Below are 17138 nucleotides of genomic sequence, written 5' to 3'. Positions count from 1 at the left end.
TAAAATTAATTAAGACGGTTGCTACCAGTGTTCCCGATGAGATTCGAACTCATATCGACGGCTTCGGAGGCCATAATTCTATCCATTGAACTACGAGAACGTTTTGCAAAGATATCTTTTAGAATCAAGATACAAGGAATCAGGAAATAAGATGAGCTCGTCCTGTCTTGTTTCCTGATTCTTAATTTCCTGATTCCCTAAAACTACACGTTAAACCTAAAGTGCATAATGTCGCCATCCTGCACAATGTATGTCTTGCCTTCTACAGACATTTTACCGTTTTCTTTGATTAATGCTTCAGATCCTTTAAATTTCACAAAATCATCATACTTGATCACTTCGGCACGGATAAAACCTTTCTCAAAATCGGTGTGGATAACACCTGCCGCCTGTGGGGCTGTAAAGCCTTTGGTAATAGTCCAGGCGCGTACTTCCTGTACACCCGCGGTAAAGTATGTGGCAAGGTTAAGCAGGCTGTAAGCCGCTTTAATAAGCTTGTTAACGCCGGATTCAGTTAATCCCAGATCGCCCAAAAACTCCTGGCGCTCCTCAAATGATTCCAGTTCGGCAATTTCGGCTTCTATTTGGGCAGATATCACCAAAACTTCGGCGCCTTCTTCTTTGGCTACTGCCTTTACCTTCTCCACGTAAGCGTTACCGGTGGTAACCGAACCTTCGTCAACATTACAAACGTACATTACCGGTTTTGCGGTAAGCAACCAAATATCTTCAATGTATTCTTTATCTTCTTCGGCAACAGGTGCGGTGCGTGCGCTTTTACCTTCAAGCAAATGGTTTTTGTAAACGGTTAGCACATCGTAGGTTTTTTTAGCTTCTTTATCGCCACCGGTTTTAGCCATTTTTTCTACCTTTTGGATCTTCTTTTCTATCGAATCCAGATCTTTCAACTGTAATTCGGTATCGATGATCTCTTTATCGCGGATAGGGTTAACCGAACCATCTACATGGATCACATTATCGTTATCAAAGCAACGTAATACGTGGATAATAGCGTTAGTAGCACGTATATTAGCCAGGAACTGGTTACCCAAACCTTCGCCTTTGCTGGCACCTTTAACAAGGCCGGCAATATCTACGATCTCTATAACATTCGGAACGATGCTTTTTGGGTTAACAATCTCTGTTAATTTTGTAAGGCGTTCATCGGGTACGGTAATTATACCCACGTTTGGCTCAATGGTACAGAACGGAAAATTTGCCGCCTGCGCCTTGGCATTTGATAAACAGTTAAAAAGTGTAGACTTGCCCACATTTGGCAAACCCACTATACCACATTGTAAACCCATTTGTTTATTTTTTGAATCAAGATTACAAGACGCAGGAATCAAGAAAAGAATCTTGTCTCTTAATTCTGTTTTCCTGCCTCTTTTAAAAGCGCAAAGATAACAGAAAAAAAGCCTTGTAATTTGAAAAAATAAACGACTTTTGCCAACGTCATAAAAGGCAGCAAAATAGGTTAATAACATGTAAAAACGGGGCTTATGGAAGAGATGGTTGAGCAGATAGAATTATTACTGGAGCAGGAAGATACTACGCAGCTACAGGAGTATTTAAATAATCTCAATATATCTGACGTTGAGGAACTTATAGATGAACTGCCCGAACATGGCCCCAAATTTATTGAGATCCTGTCCATCAACCGGGCGGTAAATGTGTTCCGCATACTTGATTTTCCTACACAGGAACGTATCATCAAAAAACTTTCGGGAAAAAAGGTAAGCGAGATCATAAACGAACTGCCACCCGATGACCGTACCGCGTTTTTTAGCGAATTGCATGGCGATGCGGTTACTAAACTGATATTGCACCTATCGCCTGCCGACCGTAAAGAGGCGCTTTCCCTGTTAGGTTATAAAGAAGATAGCGTTGGCCGTTTGATGACGCCCGACTACATTGCCGTTAAAAAAAGCTGGGATGTAAACCGCGTTTTAGCGCACATTCGCCGCTACGGTAAAAATTCCGAAACCATCGATGTTATATATGTGATAGGGGATAACGGTATCCTGCTGGATGACATCCGGATCCGCGAGATTTTATTGGTAGCACCCGAAACCAAAATCAGCGACCTGATGGATGGCCGCCTGATTGCCCTTAGCGCCAACGACCCGCAGGAAGACGCTATCAATGTGTTCAGAATGAACAACCGCACCGCGCTGCCGGTAACCGATGCTGATAACATCCTGTTGGGTATCGTTACGGTAGATGACATCCTTTGGATTGCAAATGAAGAATACACTGAGGATATCCAGAAAATTGGTGGTACCGAGGCTTTGGACGAACCTTATCTGGATATAAATATCTTTCGCCTGGTAAAAAAGCGTGTAAGCTGGCTAATTGTGCTTTTTCTGGGCGAAATGCTTACCGCTACTGCTATGGGGCATTTTGAGAATGCTATTGCACAAAAAGTTGTGCTGGCTTTATTTGTGCCGCTTATTATATCAAGCGGGGGTAACAGCGGCTCGCAGGCATCAACCTTAATTATACAGGCAATGGCCTTGGGCGAGGTAACAATTTCAGATTGGTGGCGGGTTATGCGCCGCGAGATCATATCGGGTTTATTACTGGGTACAACCTTGGGTGTAATAGGCTTTATGCGGATCTATATTTGGACGCTATTCAGCAATATCTATGGCGCCGACTGGATGATAGTTGGTTTTGTAGTGGGTATAGCACTTGTAGGGGTAGTGCTTTGGGGCTCGTTAGCGGGATCTATGCTGCCATTACTTCTAAAGAAATTAGGGGCCGATCCTGCAACGTCATCCGCACCATTCGTGGCAACTCTTGTAGATGTTACCGGCCTTATTATTTACTTTACCATAGCCGTGCTGTTTATGCCAGGCATTAACCATTAAGAATATTTGTACCGAAAATTTAGTTTATTTCTTGTTTCGATTTTGATAATTTATATCTTTAATAGAATTTTAAACACCTTAAACTAACACAATGGAAATTGACGAAATGCCGGTACAACCGGTAACCCCCGAACCACAACTTATCCTGAACGAGCAAGCACAGTATTACCTACTAAAAGCCGGCCAATAGGCGTGCTTTTTAGGTATCATGGGCTTTATTGGCACCGCTTTTATTGCTATTATGGCATTATTTGTTGGTGCTATTTTCACTACCATGGCCGCTTTAAACCCAATGATGGCTGGCGCTGTGGGTGCAGGCGGTGCAGCTACAGTTTTATATTTACTTATAGCCGCGGTAAGCTTTTTCTTTGCCTTGTATCTTTATCAATTTGGCGATCTCATCAAAAAAGGAGTGACGTTTCAAAACCAGGAAGAAATCAATCTGGCTTTTGGTAAACTGAAATTGTTTTTTAAATTGTGGGGGATATTTGCTATCATCTACCTTTCATTTATGGCGCTGTTTATTCTTATCGCTGTTCTTGGCGGTGCCGCAGCAATGATGGGTAGGTAATTACAAAATCAAATAAAATAAGAAATCCCTGCTTAATTAAGCGGGGATTTCTTTGTATAATTTAGGTTTGTTATTTCTTATTAGAAAGAGAAATCCTCGTCGGCTTTTGCCGTTTCAACGTTCTCGCCAAACTCATAGCGTTTTTCAACTACTTCCTGGTGGTCTTTAATATAATCTACCGTGTCTTTAAAGCCTTCGGCAAATTTCTCAAAGTCTTCTTTATAAAGAAAAATTTTATGTTTTACAAAAACACCATCCTCTAAACGTTTTTTACTTTCTGTGATAGTCACGTAGTAATCGTTAGACCTGGTTGCTTTTACATCAAAAAAATAAGTGCGTTTACCTGCCCTTACCTTTTTGGAGTACACTTCTTCACGCTCTCTATTGTCAAAATCTCCCATATTTTTTTTATTGTAATAGTTTTGGTGGCATAAATATATATAAAAAACTAATTGCAAGTATTTAATCTGGCAACAAATAAGCCTTTATTTCATTTTTTTACGCCAATTAGGAGTAAAGGGTTGCGTTTTAGGCTTGCTCCTCTTCCTCGAGAAGTTGTTTTTCGTATAACTCAAAATATGGGCCTTTAAGTTCCATCAGCTGGCTATGTGTGCCCTGCTCTACAATTTCACCATTATCAAGCACTAAAATATTGTCGGCATTTTTAATGGTAGAGATGCGGTGCGATATGATAACACTGGTTTTGCCTTGCATAATGCGGCCCAGGTTGCTTAGTATTTCTTCCTCGGTACGAGTATCTACTGCCGATAAGCAATCATCAAATACCAATACCTGCGGGTGTTTTACGATGGCCCTGGCGATGCTTACACGCTGTTTTTGACCGCCAGATAGCGTAACGCCACGCTCACCGATCAAGGTCTCAAAACCTTTCTCCAACTCCATAATGTTGTTATAAACGGCAGCATCTTTGGCGGCTTGCTCTACACGGGGCATATCCAGTACATCGGCGCTAAAGGCAATGTTGTGGGAGATGATATCCGAGAACAGGAAAACCTCTTGTGGTACAAAGCCAATTTGCGAGCGGTAATTATCCAGGTTGAGTTTGGTGAGTGGTAGGTCGTCAATTAAAATCTCGCCGCCGGTGGTATCATACATCCGCATTGCCAAGTTGGCAATGGTGGATTTACCCGACCCTGTACGACCAATTATCGCCACCATTTCGCCCGGATTAGCCGTAAAAGAAACATTTTTCAGGGCGGTTATGCCCGTGTCCGGATAATTGAATGAAACGTTCCTGAATTCTATTTTTCCGGCAAGTTTATGGTCGACAGCCTTTGGTGAAATGATCTCCGGCTCTTCGTGCAAAAACTCGTTGATACGTTTTTGGGAAGCCGCCGCACGCTGGATCAGCGAGGTAACCCATCCTAAGGATATCACCGGGAAGGCCAGCATATTCAGGTACACAATAAACTCGGCGATGTTACCGGGGGTGATGTTGCCTTTCATTACTTCAACGCCACCGATGTACATGGTGATCACATTACTCAAACCGATCAGCAACAGCATCGACGGGAAAAACATAGCCTGCACCTTAGCCATGGCCATGCTTTGGGTTTTGTAATCTTCACTTTCGGCGGCAAACTTTTCGCGTACAAAACTTTCGCGCACATATGACTTGATGACACGGATGCCCGAAAAGTTCTCTTGTACAAAGCTGGATAGAGAAGACAGGCGCTGCTGGATCTTCTCGCTGCGGTATTCGATAACTGTATTTACATAAAATATGATCACCGCCAAGATGGGCAATGGCAGTACCGAAAAAACGGCCAGCCTTACATTCACCGTAAGCATGGCATATATTACCAGTACAAATAATACAATGGTATTAATGGTGTACATGATGCCCGGGCCGAGGTACATGCGCACACGGCTTACATCCTCAGTAACGCGGTTCATCAAATCGCCGGTGTTGTGGCGGCGGTAAAAGGCAAGGGATAAAAGCTGGTAATGGGCATAGATCTCGTTCTTCAAGTCATACTCGATATGCCGCGACATCAGGATAATGGTCTGCCGCATAAAAAACAGGAACAAGCCCCTGAGCAATGCCAGCACCAACACCAATATGCCAAACAGCAACAAACTCGAGCCGAAAATATCGTAAATAACCGTTTGCCTGTTAAAACCATCGAATAATTGGTAAACGCCGATATTCTCTGTAACCAGGTCAAAAGCTATGCGGATAACCTGTGCCGGCAGCACACCAAATATGTTAGATATGATCACAAACAGTATACCCGGCACCAGGCGCCAGCGGTATTTATAAAAGAATTTATTGAGGTATGCGAGGTCTTTCATTTATTAGCAGTCCGAAAAGTCAGTAAAGTCCGCAAGACGGGAAGATGCTGCCTTGTGTTTCAAAAGTACATGTTTAATAGTAACTCTAAAGTAAAAAGTAGCTATAATGTTCTTCTTTCGGACTTTCCGGCTATCGACTTTCCCGACTTTAACTTTGCCACGCAAAAAAAAACCTCTACTTTTGCCGAACGATAATTAATATACATTTGCCACGTCCATAAAATGTCTGTTCAACAACCCACCGATAGTATATTTAACCAGCTCGATGCCTTCGGACATAAAAAAGTTGTGTACTGCAGCGACCCGGATACCGGTTTAAGGGCGATCATCGCGATACATGATACCACGCTTGGCCCTGCTTTTGGCAGTACCCGTATGTGGGCATACAAAACCGAGGCAGATGCTTTGAATGATGTTTTGCGCCTTTCAAAAAGCATGACTTACAAGTGTGCTATTGCCGGCTTAAATATGGGCGGTGGCTATTCGGTTATCATCGGCGATTCGCGCAAGGATAAGAACGAGGCGCTGATGCGTAAGTTCGGCCGCTTTATCAAAAACCTTAATGGGGAGTTTATTACATCTGAAGATGTGGGTACCAACCCGCGCGACATGGAGTACATCCGTATGGAAACGCAGTACGTTACCGGCATCCCCGAAAGCTTAGGCGGTAGTGGCGACCCATCGCCAATTGCAGCTAAAGGTGTTTACATGGGTATTAAAGCCTGTGTAAAAGAACAGTTTGGCAGCGATAGCCTTACCGGCAAAGCGGTAATTGTACAAGGCATTGGCCATGTTGGCGAAAACCTGGTGAAGTTACTGCGCGACGAGAACGCCAAGGTTTACATCAGCGATATTAACGACGAACGCACCCGCCAGGTATCTAAAAAATACGGTGCCGAAGCAGTATCCAACAATTCGATATTTGATATCGACGCGGATATTTATTCGCCCTGCGCATTAGGCGCTACTATCAATACCGAAACCATTGTCAAGATAAAATGCGGCATTATAGCCGGATCGGCCAATAATCAATTACAGGACGAGCATGAGCACGGGCAGATGTTACTGGAGAAAGGCATCCTGTTTGCGCCCGACTATGTTATAAACGCGGGCGGTATTATTAACTGCTACTCGGAACTGATGGGTTTTAGTAAAAAACGCACCCTGCAGCTTACCGAAAATATTTACGAGGCAACCCGTAATGTTTTGAAACTTTCTAAGTTGGAAAATATTTCTACTACTAACGCGGCAAATAAAATTGCCGAAAAGCGTATTGCTGATATTAAAAAAGTAAAATCAACCTATTAAAATTTATCATCAGCCCATTGTGGGCATAATCGTTCTTACAACATGTTAAACAGAAGGCACCTTAGGGTAAAAGTGTTACAGTCGCTGTACGCGTTCCACCAATCGGATACAAGAGATATTAAAGCGCACGAGAAAAACCTGCTCAGCAGTATAGACCAGGTTTTTGAAATGTATATCTGGATGCTATCGCTCATAAGCGAAGTTATTGATTACAGCGAAACCGATGCGACCGAGAGGGCCAACAAACATTTGCCAACAGCCGATGACCTTAACGCCAGTATTAAGATCATGAGCAACCGTTTCCTGGTATCGTTAAAAGATAACCGCGATTACCTTATCGCGCTTAAAAAGTATAAAGTTGAATGGTCGTTTGATCCTGAACTTGCAAAATCACTTTTCACCACGCTGAAAAATTCAACCGAGTATGCGGAATACATCGCAAAAACGGACGATACCCTGCAGACGGATAAAGACATTATTAAGTTCATCTTTAAAAAGGTGATCCTTAAATCGTCATTAGCTGAGCAGGTTTTTGAGGATAAATTTATATACTGGCCGGTTGACCGCGAGGTGCTTCAGGCTTTGATCGCAAAAACATTCAAAAATTTTTCATCAGATAATTACGCCGAAAACAAGCTTGCCGACATTAGCGGTAACTGGGTTGAGGACAGGGAATTTGTGGTGAACCTGTTTGAGCAAAGCATCCGCCATGATGTAGCTTACCAGGAGCTTATAGCACAAAAGACCCTGAACTGGGAGCCTGACCGTATCGCGATGATGGATACGCTATTAATGAAGATGGCTATTGCCGAGTTTATTAACTTTACATCCATCCCGGTTAAGGTTACCATTAACGAGTACCTGGAGATCTCGAAGGAGTTTAGTACACCTAAGAGTAATTCGTTTATAAACGGTATCTTAGACAAGATTTTGTTTGAGCTTAAAGAGCAGAACAAAATAAAGAAAATAGGCAGGGGATTGATTGAGTAGTGTTGGCGAATGCCTATCACCAATATAAGAAAAATATTTGATAATCCCGTTAGCTATCGGGTAGTAAATTAAAATAAACCCAAATGAAAAAGCTGTTTTTATGTGCAATTGTTGCAGGTATGCTGTTTACAGCCTGTAACCAAACCGGCCAGAATGCAAGCGCGGCTGTTGCTGATAATGGTAATACAAGCGCAACCAACGCGCCTGTTATGAAGTTTGAAAAAGAAACCCACGACTTTGGCAAAATTGCCGAAGGTGCAAAGGTTACTTATGAATTTAAGTTCACTAATACCGGTAAATCGCCTTTAATTATTAAAGATGCCGTGGCAACTTGTGGCTGTACCAAGCCCGAGTGGCCTGCTACCCCAATACAACCGGGTGCCGATGGTGCTATAAAAGTAACTTTTAACAGCGCCCACAAAATGGGTTTGCAGGATAAACAAATTACCATTACATCCAATACCAACCCTGCGCAAAGCATGGTACATTTAATTGGCGAAGTAACCACACCAACAACTACTAAATAATTTAAATATACAGATGATAAATACAGTTTTATTACAAGCCGGCGGAGGCTTAGGTTTACCACAATTACTTATGTTTGGCGCAATTGCCGTGGTGTTTTACTTTTTCATGATCCGCCCCCAAATGAAGAAACAAAAAGACCAGAAGAAATACGTTGACGAGCTAAAAAAAGGCGATAAAATTGTAACCACTGCCGGTATACACGGTAAAATTTACGAAGTTGCCGATACTACTTTCCTTGTCGAAACAGAAGGCGGAGGCCGCATCCGTTTCGATAAATCTGCCGTATCGTTAGATGCTTCAAAAGCATTGAATACGTCGGTAGTTACTAAATAAGGTTAAAAGGATAAAGGTAAAAGGCGAAGGGTATTGGCACAGGTTTATAGCCTGCCTTATCTTTCGCCTTTTCGCATTAAAAACTTTTGCTTTACCTTTAACCCTTGACCTTTTACCTCAAGAAATATGGCAATAATTAAATTATCTGCAATTGAGCGCCGGCGATTATCAGCCTTTGTAACCTGCTTGGTGATTGCCATAGTTGCGTGGATCTTTACCACGTTGTCCAATCCCTACAAATTCAGTATAAAACAGGTAATTGTATTTAAGAACGCACCTCAGAAACGCGCTTTTCATCCATTACAGCCAGATACGGTTAATGCCATGGTACAGGGTACAGGCTGGCAAATGCTGATGTTCAGGATGAGTGACGAGAAGAAGGTAGTTACGGTCGATCTCCATACCATCGACCCCAAAAATTACGTGGTACTTAGTTCGCAGCTAAAGCAAATTAATGCCAATAAGGATATGGAGCACGAGATCATCGCCATAACTCCCGATACCTTATTTTTTGATTTTAGCAGCCGTACGGTAAAACGTGTACCTGTCGAATTGGTACAGGCAGTTAACTATCAAAAGCAGTTTGCACAATCAGATAACATCAACATAAAACCCCGTTATGTGACCATTAGCGGCCCGGCCGAGATTTTGAAGAAGATAACTTCGTGGAAGACAGACACCGTTAAAATTAATAATGCGAACGAGGATTATTACGGCCGCATAAAGGTTCAGGGCGTTAGGGAGGGTAACCTCAGCGTACTGCCTAAAACGGTTATGGTGAACATTCCTATTGATGAATACACCGAGAAAACGATAGAAGTGCCCGTAAAGCTGGTGAACAACCATAATTATTACGATGTGAAGATCTTCCCGCAAAAGGTTAAGGTAACGTTCACCACATCGTTAACCAGTTACCCTGATTTGAGCGAGGATGATTTTGAAGCCGTTGCCGACCTGGAACTATGGCGACATAATGGCTACAGTGTATTACCGATAAAAGTAACGCGCATGCCATCGTACAGTAAAGTGGTAAAAATAGTGCCGCAGAATATTGATTTTATCATTAAAAAATAATGTTTAAAGTAGGCATCACCGGTAATATAGGCAGCGGCAAAACCACCGTTTGCAAGATATTTGAGGTATTGGGTATCCCGGTTTTTTATGCTGATGATGCCGCCAAAGATGTGATGGTAACCGATGCCGAACTTATTGCCGGCATTAAACAAACCTTTGGTAACGAAGCCTATTTTGAGGATGGCATGCTCAACCGCAAGCACATTGCAGGTATTGTGTTTAACGATAAAGAGCAGCTTGCCAAACTGAATGCACTGGTTCATCCGGCTGTTTTTCGTGCTTTTGATAAATGGGTGCTCAACCAAAAAGAGGCGCCTTACGTACTAAAGGAAGCCGCCATATTATTCGAGAGTGGCTCCTATAAAAAATGCGACAGGGCTATAATGGTTACCGCACCATTAGAACTCCGCATAAAACGAGTTACCCAGCGCAACGGCATTACCGCCGATGAAGTAAAGGCCCGGAACGACCGCCAGTTTACCGAAGAAAAAAAACTGGCCTTGGCCAACGATGTAATTAAAAATGATGATACGCAGCTCGTTATCCCGCAGGTATTAAAACTGCACCAGCTGTATCTATCCATCGCCCAAAAAAATTCATGATATTAGACGATTTTATTGCCTTTAATGCCAATGGACTGTACTGCCGTTACGCCGATTTTTACCTTGATCCGCAATTGCCGGTTACCAACGCTGTAATAAGCCACGCCCACGCAGATCATGCCAAAAGCGGTAATACCAATGTTTACACCACCGCTGCTACTTATGCCTTTATGCAACTGCGCTACGGCAAAGGCGCGGCTAAAACAAGCCATATAATGGCTTACAGCGCGCCGTTTACTATTGGTGAGGTGCAGATAACCTTTATTCCGGCGGGCCATATGCCGGGTTCCGCACAGGTGCTGATGGACTACCAGGGCACACGCTACCTGTATACCGGTGATTATAAACTACAGCCCGATACCACCTGCGAACCCTTTGAGTTTGTAAAGGCCGACGTGCTGATAACCGAAAGTACCTTTGCCGACCCCAACACCGCGCACCCCGATCCGGTAGAGGAGATCAAGAAGCTGAACGACATTAAAATAAACATCTTGCTGGGCGCTTACAGCCTGGGTAAAAGCCAGCGATTGATCAGGATGATAAATGATTACGCGCCGCAGAAAAAGGTTCTGGTACACCACCGCATTATGCCTATCAATGCCATCTATCAAAAGTTAGGCTTCGAGTTAGGCAACCACCAGATCTATGGCCGCAAACTGATGAAAACGCAGGAGGAGTGGGTATATATCGTTCCGCCGTTTACATTTGAGAGTTATATAAGGGCTACGGGGGTGAAGCGCCTGTTTGCATCGGGTTGGAAAAACCTGCAGGTGAACAACCAGGATACCCTATATATATCTGACCATGCCGACTGGAACGACATCATCAAAACTATCGAACAAACGGAACCACAACAGATATGGACGCTGCATGGCGATGGCACACATTTAAAAAATTACTTTAATAACAATATTTTTGTGAAATTGCTGAGCTGATGCTGCAGGAGAATGTAGATTATTATATAAATGAGGATGGTAACTTCGTTTTTACAAAAGAATACCATTTAAAGCGCGGTTATTGCTGTAAGAACCAATGCCTGCACTGCCCGTGGAATTACCGGGGCGAGGATAAAACTGAACAGAAAAGAAAAAAATAAATAGGTTATATTTGCCGAATAGTTAAATTATGGGAATAGAGGAAGATATAAAAAGCACGAATTTTGAGGATAATTACCACAAAGCTGTAATTAACCTTAACTATACGTATGGTTGGATCAACAACTATATGCGCCCGGAATTTGAGCGTTATAAACTTACCCAACAACAATTTAATATCCTGCGCATCTTACGCGGCCAGTACCCAAAACCTGCCACCGTAAATTTGTTAAAGGACAGGATGATAGACAAGATGTCGGATGCATCCCGTATTGTAGATCGCCTGGTTCAAAAAGGCCTGGTATCGCGCTGTACAAACTCCCGCGACCGCCGCGCCGTGGATATCCGCATTAGCGACGAAGGTTTAGAGATCCTTAAAAAAATGGATGCCAGCTTTAAAATCAAAGACCTGTTCAAACAAAACCTTAGCGAAGAAGAAGCAGGACAATTGAGCGATCTGCTGGATAAGATGAGGGGATAATTTAAGAGAGTCAGGATTTTTAGAATCAGGAAAATATACCAGGCGCTTAGTAGGCGCCTTTTTTGTTTGTAAAATACTTGTCAGTCTGAGCTTGTCGAAGACTTATGCGAGCGACAAATGGTTAGACAGGTTCACCATGACATTTATAGTTTTGTACGATTCCTACGCCTGAAAACCCGGCACTACCTTTCTAAACGCAAACGCAAACAGCACCCCTACCAAACTGCCATAAATAGCCCCACCGGTAACATCAAGTGGGTAATGTACACCCACATAAACCTGTGCAAAGCAAATGATAGCTGCCCATACAACCGTTGCTGGCAGTACCCATTTCCACCGTTTAAAAAATATAAAGCTTAAAAATGCGGCTATGGCAAAATGATCTGTAGCGTGTGTGGATGGGAAGCTATAGCCCGGGCCGCAGGCTACGCGGTTAATGTCGGTTTGTACAGTCGCCGGGTCGCGGCAGGGGCGAAGGCGGTAAACATAGGGTTTAATGATACTGGCGCTGGTAAAGTCAGCAAAGCCAACGGCAATAGCTAAAAATATTACCAGTATAATGCCCTGTTTCTTGTATCGCCAGATGCTAAAAATAATGATGAACAGGTACAGCAGGATCCAGAATTTGGGGTTGCGCATCAGCGGCATCAAACCGTCAAAAAACGAGTTTGAAAGGTCGTGATTGATGAAGTAGAATAAATGCCGGTCAAAGTTTAGTAGGAAATCGGGCATCGGGTTATGGTGGTGATATACTTAGTGTTTTGAACCGGGGTAAATATAGCCAATAAATTGATGTGCAAACTATTGCTTTTTTTACAATGCTATAGCTTAAATATTCTTATTTTTGCGGCTAATCATCTATATATTTTGACACTCATAAAATCAATTTCGGGCATCAGGGGTACCATAGGTGGTGCAGCCGGCGACGGTTTAACCCCTTTGGATATTGTAAAATTTGTATCTGCATACGGTAGCTGGGCGGTTAAACGCACGGGTATTAAAAAGATAGTTTTGGGCCGCGATGCCCGCCTATCCGGCAGTATGGTAAACAACCTGGTGATAGGCACGCTGCAAGGTTTGGGTATTGATGTGATAGACTTAGGCTTGTCAACCACTCCAACTGTTGAAGTTGCCGTGCCGGATGAAAAGGCTGCAGGTGGTATCATCCTCACCGCAAGCCATAACCCAAAACAATGGAACGCCCTTAAATTATTGAACGAAAAAGGTGAGTTCATTAATGATATTGATGGTAAAGAAGTTTTAGAAATTGCTGAGAACAGCGATTTTATATATGCAGACGTGAATGATTTGGGTACTGTTACCAACGACGACAGCTACCTGCAAAAACATATCGACAAAGTGCTGGCCTTACCTTTGGTAGATGTTGCCGCGATCAAAAAAGCAAATTTTAAAGTAGCTATTGATTGCGTTAATTCTACAGGTGGTATTTTTGTACCGGCCTTGTTAAAAGCACTTGGTGTAGAGGTTATCCATGAGCTTTATTGCGAGCCTGATGGCAACTTCCCGCACAATCCGGAGCCACTGCCGGAAAACCTGGTAGCCTTGTCGCAAGAGGTTTTAAAAACCAAATCTGATTTGGGTATAGCTGTTGACCCGGACGTTGACCGCCTTTGCTTTGTTTGCGAAGATGGAAGCATGTTTGGCGAAGAGTATACATTAGTTGCCGTTGCTGATTACGTGTTGAAAAATGCAAAAGGTAACACGGTATCAAACCTTTCATCAACCCGTGCCCTGCGTGATGTTACCGAAAGTGCCGGTGGCGAATACCATTCTGCCGCGGTAGGTGAGGTGAACGTGGTTAACAAAATGAAAGAAGTTAATGCCATCATCGGTGGTGAAGGTAACGGCGGAGTAATTTACCCCGAACTGCACTATGGCCGTGATGCTTTGGTTGGTATAGCTTTGTTCTTAACACATTTAGCTAATTATGGTAAACCGGTATCGGTTTTAAGGGCATCATACCCAAGCTACTTTATCTCTAAAAATAAGATCACGTTAACACCGGAGATGGATATCGACGCGTTGTTGTTAAAGGTAGAAGAGAAATACCAGAAACAGCCGCACTCTACCATCGATGGTTTAAAAATAGAGTTTGACAAGCAATGGGTGCACCTGCGCAGGTCAAACACTGAGCCTATTATCCGCATTTATTCTGAAGCAAATTCGGAATCTGTTGCAGAGAGTTTGGCTAACAAGATCATCACTGATATAAAAGAAATTTTGAATTTAAACGAATAACAGATAAACCTTTAGGGTTGGGAATCCTGCTGGTTAACTGTTATTTTTACTGACTGTAATAATTAAAAGAAACGATGCGAGTTTATTTCGACAACGCCGCTACTACCGCTATTGATCCGGAAGTTTTAAAGGAAATGTACAAGGCGATGGAAGGCCAGTTTGGCAACCCTTCGTCCATCCATTCGCATGGGCGCGAGGTACGTACGTTAATAGAGCGTTCACGCAAAACGATTGCCGGCTTGCTGCATACATCGCCTGCCGAGATATTTTTTACCAGCGGCGGTACCGAGGCCGATAACATGGCCATCCGTTGCGGTATTGTTGATCATAAACTAACGCATGCCATCACTACTAAACTGGAGCACCATGCGGTGGTGCATACGCTACAGGCAATGGAAAAAGGAGGTGTTATCAAATTAAGTTATGCCGATGTTGACTGTAGGGGCAACGTTGATTATGAGCACCTGGAAACTTTATTAAAAATCAACGACCGCAGTTTTGTATCCCTGATGCATGCCAATAACGAGTTGGGTACCTTAACAGATATCCAACGCGTAGGGGAGATCTGCGAGGCTTACAACGCCATGTATCATAGCGACACGGTACAAACGGTAGGCCACTACAAGCACGACCTTAAAAAGCTTAAATTGCACTTTATGGTTTGCGCGGCACATAAGCTACACGGCCCAAAAGGCATTGGCTTTTTACACATCAACCATAAAGTTAAAATTAACCCGATGATATATGGCGGATCGCAGGAGCGCAATATGCGTGGCGGTACCGAAAATGTTTATGGAATTGCAGGCCTCGCCAAAGCGCTTGAAATGGCTTATGCCGATATGGATGCCCACCAGGCGTATATTCAGGACTTGAAAAGTTATATGAAAGCCCAACTGGAGCAAAACGTTCCGGGTGTAGAGTTTAATGGCGAAACTGATCCTGCTAAAAGTTTATATACCGTATTAAGCGCTTCTTTCCCGGAGATGGAAATGGCAGATATGCTGTTATTTAACTTGGATATTGCAGGTATCTCAGCATCGGGCGGCAGTGCCTGCAGCTCGGGTACGGATATTGGCTCACACGTGTTAACGGCAATAGGCGCTAACCCTAATAGGCCATCGGTTAGGTTCTCATTTTCTAAATATAACACTAAAGATGAAGTTGATTACGTGGTAGCTAAGCTTAAAGAGCTTTGCATGGTAAACGCATAATATGCAAATGATTTCTAAATTGTAAAAAATGGCCTTGTTTTTGATAATTTATTAGTTAATAATTAAAAACTAAAACCATGGAAAGTAACGAAAAAAACCCGGAATATATTCCGAACCACAACCCGAACGAAACACCTGAAGAAAGCCAATCAGATAACGAAGGCACAGGATACCGCCAGCAAAACGAGCAGGAACAACAGCAGGATGGTGCTGATACATCATATAGCGAACAAAATGATGTAACCCCGCCGAATAGTCACGAGTTTCCGGCCACAGGGGCTGCAACTAAAACAAATTTTACCAGCCGTAACCAAGGCCGCACCACAGGCCGTATGTTAGGCCACGAGCCGGGTACCGAGGGGATATAATTTAAATTCCCAATAGTAACTTGTCATGCTGAACGTATGTGAAGTATTTATTATTCGTTATGCATGGCTGCGATTTGCATAGTTCACTACAGATCCTTCGCTATCGCTCAGGATGACAAAGTGAAATAGAAAAGGCCATTCGTAAAACTAACGAATGGCCTTTTGTTTAAATGATATTTTGGGTTAAGCCTGTGGCTCAGCTTTTTCTTCTTTAGTCGCAACCGGTGCAAGCATTTTTAAGAATGATGCCAGTTTCTCTTTCATCTCGCGTCGGTCAACTATAAAATCAAGGAAACCGTGCTCCTTTACAAACTCAGCGGTTTGGAAGCCTTTTGGAAGGTCTTTTTTGATAGTTTCTTTAATAACCCTCGGGCCTGCAAAACCTATCAGCGCGCCCGGCTCGGCAATGTTAATGTCGCCCAGCATCGCGTATGATGCGGTTACACCACCTGTGGTAGGGTCAGTCAATAAAGATATGTAAGGAACTTTTGCCTGGCTTAATAAAGCAAGTTTAGCAGATGTTTTAGCCATTTGCATTAACGAGAATGCAGCCTCCATCATACGTGCACCACCCGATTTGGAGATCATCAGGAAAGGTACTTTGTTAGCGATACTATAATCTATAGAACGTGCGATTTTTTCGCCCACTACAGATCCCATCGAACCGCCTATAAAGTTAAAATCCATACAGGCAATAACCAGTTCCTGTCCGTTCATTTTACCATGAGCGGCGCGGATAGCATCGGTTAAACCTGTTTTGGTTTTAGTTTCTTTTAACCTGTCGGTATATTTTTTGGTATCGGTAAATTCTAATGGATCGCCTGAATGCAGGTTGGTAAACAGTTCGGTAAACTGGTTATCATCAAACAAAACAGAAAAATATTCTTTTGAACCAATGCGTAAATGGAAACCACAGTAGTGGCAAACGTATTGGTTTTCAACCTGTTCAGAGTAATGTAAAGGTTTTTTACAATTGGGGCATTTATTCCAGATGCCATCAGGGGCTTCTTTCTTCTCCTCAGTAGTCGTAATTATCCCTTTAATTTCTCGCTTAAACCACGCCATGTCTATTTCTAAGTCTTTCAAGTACTGCAAAGAAACAAAAAATATCACAACAAGTTTGAAGAATA

19 protein-coding genes and 1 tRNA gene are annotated in these 17138 nt (G+C 43.0%); 14 read left to right on the top strand and 6 right to left on the bottom strand.

The features are described from left to right. Positions 1–28: 28 nt before the first annotated feature. A tRNA-Arg gene (locus tag RHM67_RS16040) sits at positions 29–100 on the bottom strand. Positions 101–203: 103 nt separating this feature from the next. After that, complete coding sequence (gene ychF / locus RHM67_RS16035) at positions 204–1307, bottom strand: redox-regulated ATPase YchF (RefSeq protein WP_322227926.1); 1104 nt, start codon at positions 1305–1307, stop codon at positions 204–206. A 195-nt stretch (positions 1308–1502) separates the two neighbouring features. Here ychF and mgtE point away from each other — a divergent pair, with 195 nt between their 5' ends. Both mgtE and RHM67_RS16025 read left to right on the top strand, forming a co-directional pair. Further along, positions 1503–2873, top strand: coding sequence for a magnesium transporter (gene mgtE, locus RHM67_RS16030; RefSeq protein WP_322227924.1), 1371 nt, complete (start codon positions 1503–1505; stop codon positions 2871–2873). Between the two features lie 208 nt (positions 2874–3081). Further along, positions 3082–3444, top strand: a complete 363-nt coding sequence (locus RHM67_RS16025) for a DUF5362 family protein (RefSeq protein WP_322227923.1) — start codon at positions 3082–3084, stop codon at positions 3442–3444. A gap of 80 nt (positions 3445–3524) precedes the next feature. Here RHM67_RS16025 and RHM67_RS16020 read toward each other — a convergent pair whose 3' ends face one another. Together RHM67_RS16020 and RHM67_RS16015 are read right to left on the bottom strand one after the other, a co-directional pair. Further along, the gene (locus RHM67_RS16020; protein ID WP_322227921.1) at positions 3525–3845 is read right to left on the bottom strand and encodes a DUF3276 family protein; all 321 of its coding nucleotides are present in this window, start codon (positions 3843–3845) and stop codon (positions 3525–3527) included. 127 nt (positions 3846–3972) lie between these two features. Continuing rightward, positions 3973–5760: an ABC transporter ATP-binding protein gene (locus tag RHM67_RS16015; RefSeq protein WP_322227920.1), complete on the bottom strand. Its 1788-nt coding sequence runs from the start codon at positions 5758–5760 to the stop codon at positions 3973–3975. Positions 5761–5982: 222 nt separating this feature from the next. Here RHM67_RS16015 and RHM67_RS16010 point away from each other — a divergent pair, with 222 nt between their 5' ends. From RHM67_RS16010 to RHM67_RS15970, 9 genes are all read left to right on the top strand, one after another. Next, positions 5983–7068 (top strand): Glu/Leu/Phe/Val dehydrogenase, encoded by a 1086-nt coding sequence (locus RHM67_RS16010; RefSeq protein WP_322227919.1) that lies wholly within the window; start codon positions 5983–5985, stop codon positions 7066–7068. 42 nt (positions 7069–7110) lie between these two features. Next, positions 7111–8058, top strand: a complete 948-nt coding sequence (locus RHM67_RS16005; protein WP_322227918.1) for a transcription antitermination protein NusB — start codon at positions 7111–7113, stop codon at positions 8056–8058. 83 nt (positions 8059–8141) lie between these two features. After that, positions 8142–8585, top strand: a complete 444-nt coding sequence (locus RHM67_RS16000; RefSeq protein WP_322227917.1) for a DUF1573 domain-containing protein — start codon at positions 8142–8144, stop codon at positions 8583–8585. A gap of 13 nt (positions 8586–8598) precedes the next feature. Then, positions 8599–8919 (top strand): preprotein translocase subunit YajC, encoded by a 321-nt coding sequence (yajC, locus tag RHM67_RS15995; protein WP_322227916.1) that lies wholly within the window; start codon positions 8599–8601, stop codon positions 8917–8919. Positions 8920–9045: 126 nt separating this feature from the next. Further along, positions 9046–9993: a YbbR-like domain-containing protein gene (locus RHM67_RS15990; RefSeq protein ID WP_322227915.1), complete on the top strand. Its 948-nt coding sequence runs from the start codon at positions 9046–9048 to the stop codon at positions 9991–9993. Further along, the gene (coaE, locus tag RHM67_RS15985) at positions 9993–10595 is read left to right on the top strand and encodes a dephospho-CoA kinase (RefSeq protein WP_322227912.1); all 603 of its coding nucleotides are present in this window, start codon (positions 9993–9995) and stop codon (positions 10593–10595) included. The genes RHM67_RS15990 and coaE overlap by 1 nt, the downstream gene beginning before the upstream one ends. Further along, the gene (locus RHM67_RS15980; RefSeq protein WP_322227910.1) at positions 10592–11530 is read left to right on the top strand and encodes an MBL fold metallo-hydrolase; all 939 of its coding nucleotides are present in this window, start codon (positions 10592–10594) and stop codon (positions 11528–11530) included. The genes coaE and RHM67_RS15980 overlap by 4 nt, the downstream gene beginning before the upstream one ends. Next, positions 11530–11691 (top strand): DUF5522 domain-containing protein, encoded by a 162-nt coding sequence (locus RHM67_RS15975; protein ID WP_252756392.1) that lies wholly within the window; start codon positions 11530–11532, stop codon positions 11689–11691. The genes RHM67_RS15980 and RHM67_RS15975 overlap by 1 nt, the downstream gene beginning before the upstream one ends. A gap of 29 nt (positions 11692–11720) precedes the next feature. Beyond that, complete coding sequence (locus tag RHM67_RS15970) at positions 11721–12170, top strand: MarR family winged helix-turn-helix transcriptional regulator (RefSeq protein WP_322227908.1); 450 nt, start codon at positions 11721–11723, stop codon at positions 12168–12170. Positions 12171–12332: 162 nt separating this feature from the next. Here RHM67_RS15970 and RHM67_RS15965 read toward each other — a convergent pair whose 3' ends face one another. Beyond that, positions 12333–12902 carry a phosphatase PAP2 family protein gene (locus tag RHM67_RS15965; RefSeq protein WP_322227906.1) on the bottom strand — a complete coding sequence of 190 codons (570 nt, stop codon included), beginning with the start codon at positions 12900–12902 and terminating at the stop codon, positions 12333–12335. 135 nt (positions 12903–13037) lie between these two features. Between RHM67_RS15965 and glmM the strand changes: the two genes are divergently transcribed. From glmM to RHM67_RS15950, 3 genes are all read left to right on the top strand, one after another. After that, positions 13038–14429 (top strand): phosphoglucosamine mutase, encoded by a 1392-nt coding sequence (gene glmM, locus RHM67_RS15960; RefSeq protein ID WP_322227904.1) that lies wholly within the window; start codon positions 13038–13040, stop codon positions 14427–14429. A 74-nt stretch (positions 14430–14503) separates the two neighbouring features. Then, the gene (locus RHM67_RS15955; protein ID WP_322227903.1) at positions 14504–15640 is read left to right on the top strand and encodes a cysteine desulfurase family protein; all 1137 of its coding nucleotides are present in this window, start codon (positions 14504–14506) and stop codon (positions 15638–15640) included. A gap of 77 nt (positions 15641–15717) precedes the next feature. Next, entirely contained in the window at positions 15718–16008 is a 291-nt protein-coding gene (locus RHM67_RS15950) for a hypothetical protein (RefSeq protein ID WP_322227902.1), read from the top strand. 183 nt (positions 16009–16191) lie between these two features. Here RHM67_RS15950 and accD read toward each other — a convergent pair whose 3' ends face one another. After that, positions 16192–17073, bottom strand: coding sequence for an acetyl-CoA carboxylase, carboxyltransferase subunit beta (gene accD, locus RHM67_RS15945; RefSeq protein WP_322232202.1), 882 nt, complete (start codon positions 17071–17073; stop codon positions 16192–16194). Positions 17074–17138 lie beyond the last annotated feature (65 nt).

The sequence above is a fragment of the Mucilaginibacter sp. 5C4 genome (assembly GCF_034345625.1).
Classification (GTDB): domain Bacteria; phylum Bacteroidota; class Bacteroidia; order Sphingobacteriales; family Sphingobacteriaceae; genus Mucilaginibacter; species Mucilaginibacter aurantiaciroseus.
This window is presented reverse-complemented; position numbering and strand designations above follow the sequence as displayed.